Annotated in this window: 3 protein-coding genes and 1 pseudogene; all 4 read left to right on the top strand. The window is 36.8% G+C overall.

Annotation, left to right across the window (positions count from 1 at the left end):
• Window positions 1–415: pseudogene (locus Q0F90_RS08770) on the top strand (glutamine--tRNA ligase); the annotation flags it as partial.
• A 215-nt stretch (window positions 416–630) separates the two neighbouring features.
• Window positions 631–1266: a hypothetical protein gene (locus Q0F90_RS08765; protein ID WP_296004833.1), complete on the top strand. Its 636-nt coding sequence runs from the start codon at window positions 631–633 to the stop codon at window positions 1264–1266.
• A gap of 101 nt (window positions 1267–1367) precedes the next feature.
• Window positions 1368–1955 (top strand): DUF3793 family protein, encoded by a 588-nt coding sequence (locus tag Q0F90_RS08760; RefSeq protein WP_367113430.1) that lies wholly within the window; start codon window positions 1368–1370, stop codon window positions 1953–1955.
• Between the two features lie 10 nt (window positions 1956–1965).
• A complete protein-coding gene (locus tag Q0F90_RS08755) occupies window positions 1966–2385 on the top strand; it encodes a flavodoxin (protein WP_296004830.1) in 420 nt (139 codons plus the stop codon).
• Window positions 2386–2518: the final 133 nt, after the last annotated feature.

Genomic DNA, 2518 nt, shown 5'->3' with positions numbered 1-2518 from the left:
CGCTTATTTCATCACATGTACTGATGTTATTAAAGACGAAAATGGCAATATTACAGAAATTCACTGTACATATGATCCAGAAACTAAGAGTGGCAGTGGTTGCACACGTAAAGTTAAAGGTACATTACACTGGGTTGAAGCATCTACTGCAGTAGATATTGAGTCCCGCTTGTATGATTACTTGCTCAAAGAAGACTCTGACGGTAAAGACTTCTTAGGTGACTTCAATCATGAGTCCTTACAAGTATTCAACAGTAAAGGTGAAGCATGTCTTGCAACAACTGTACCTGGCGATCGATTCCAATTCTTACGCCAAGGTTACTTTGTAACTGATAAAGATAGCACACCAGATCATATCGTAATGAACCGTATTGTTGGTTTGCGCGATAGCTGGGCTAAAGAACAAAAGAAATAATATTGTATTCGTGGTAGGTAACCATGATGCTAAAGAACCGCCCCTCGGTGGGCGGTTCTTTAATACTGTGTTGTTATTAGAAATAATTTGTTCCTAATAGGTTGTTAGAGAACTTTAACCTATGGTTAGAGTCACAAAACTTTAACCGATTGTTAGAGTTACCTTTAGTTGTTGTATTGATAATGTATTATGAACATATTTCGTTGAGGAGAACTATGAAAAAATTAGTATTACTTGCTACGGCAGCAGCTGTGTTAGTGTCTGTACCAGCTGTTGGTTCTGCGGCAAATATTAAGTCTATTTTGAATAGAAGCCAAACTGTAACATACCAAGGCGTTAAATTGCCTGAAGGCGTTGCCATGTATCAAAACAATCCTAAAGCATTATTTGCTGGGGACGCTAAGAAGGATGTTAAGTCTGTTCTTGTTGAAGCTGGTGCAACTTCTGCAGATGTATATACATTAAATATTAAAAACGAAAATGAAATGCATTATGCAGTGTATGCTAATGTAGTATTAGGCAAAAATTTATCTAGCCGCATGAGTGAAACAAAACATGTAAATACAGATCCATCTGCTCTTGGTGCATTAGCTGCTGCTATTAACAAGGGGGATAGTCCTGTACTTGGTACTTTCACAGTAGTAAAACCATTGGTTAAACAAGGCAATATATATGAAGGTACATTAAAATATAAAAGTGTAGCTAATAATAATTCTTATAATGAAATCTTGCATATCAACCTTTCTGAAGATAAATATACAGGTCCGAATGCACGCTTTATCGCTATTGATGAAGCCAATGATGCTGTGATTTTCCCTAAAGTGAAAGCCTTGCTTAATGCTAAAAAATAAATAATTATTGAAAATATATATCAATTATTCTTGACAATTTTTCTCATCAAGAGTACTATGGGCGTATAGGAATTGTTCTCATTAGAGAGAATTCTAACGATGTGCAACAGGCAGGTACTATTATGATGAATTCAATTGACCATATCATTGGATATCATTGTGCACCGGCAATTCGAGGTATTAAACTATCGAACTTGGTTTCTATTCCACGGGACATGAATGAACAAATCCAATTTGTATTGACAGAATATAACAAAGAGTTCAATGAAAAAGGTTTGTTCTTCTTTGAATTATGTCGCTGTAAAGCGCGTAGACTGTTATTGGTATTCCGTGAGAAACAATTACGAGACTATGTACGGCAACCTGCAGTAATGACATTTTTGAAAGCCTATGGCTATCATGATCGTATGAGCATTATGGAGATGCTTGAACATCTACGATACCGTATGGAAGCAAGCATTGATTTTCCTCATGAAATTGGCGTATTTCTAGGTTATCCATTAAAGGATGTGAAATGTTTTATTTCATATCGTGGTAATGGATATCGTATGTGTGGGGAGTGGAAAGTTTATCATGATGTGGTAGATGCAAAGCGCTCTTTCTTATGTTACAAAGCATGTCGTGAATTTTGTCAAACTCAATTGATGTTGGGAAAAACATTTAGTTCATTGGTCGCAAGAACGGCCTAGGAGGTACAAGATGATTGGTGTAATTTATTGGTCCGGTACAGGCAATACAGAACAAATGGCTCAAGCAGTAGCTGAAGGTATCAAAGCTGCAGGTCAAGATGTGGAAGTAAAATCTGTTTCTGAAGTATCCGTAGATGACGCAGCAGCTTACGAAAAATTAGCTCTTGGCTGTGCTGACATGGGTGCAGAACAATTAGAAGAAGGCGAATTTGAACCATTCTACACAGAACTAGAAGCTAAATTGGGTGGTAAAAAAGTAGCAATCTTCGGCTCCTATGGTTGGGGTGGTACTTGGTTGGAAGACTGGGGCACTCGCATTAAAGATGCTGGCGGTGAATTAGTGGCTGACGGTGTAGCAATCTTGGGTGAACCTGATGATGATGGTAAAGCTCAATGTGAAGAATTAGGTAAAACATTAGCAAACGCTTAATTTGATCTCAACAATATACAAAGGCTGTAATAACGATGAATTCGTTATTACAGCCTTTTTTGTATTTAATATATATAACATCAATGTTTCAATTAGAACGAAAAATTTCGTTCTTGTGAATACAAAGAATATT

Source organism: uncultured Veillonella sp., from assembly GCF_934190855.1.
Lineage (GTDB): Bacteria > Bacillota > Negativicutes > Veillonellales > Veillonellaceae > Veillonella.
Note: the sequence above shows the minus strand (reverse complement) of the source record. Positions and strands in the feature narration are given on the sequence as shown.

What these genes read in the sequence shown, in the direction of transcription:
- Q0F90_RS08755 (WP_296004830.1), top strand. Translation starts at nt 1,966, where the DNA reads ATGATTGGTGTAATTTATTGGTCCGGTACAGGCAATACAGAACAAATG.
- Q0F90_RS08765 (WP_296004833.1), top strand. Translation starts at nt 631, where the DNA reads ATGAAAAAATTAGTATTACTTGCTACGGCAGCAGCTGTGTTAGTGTCT.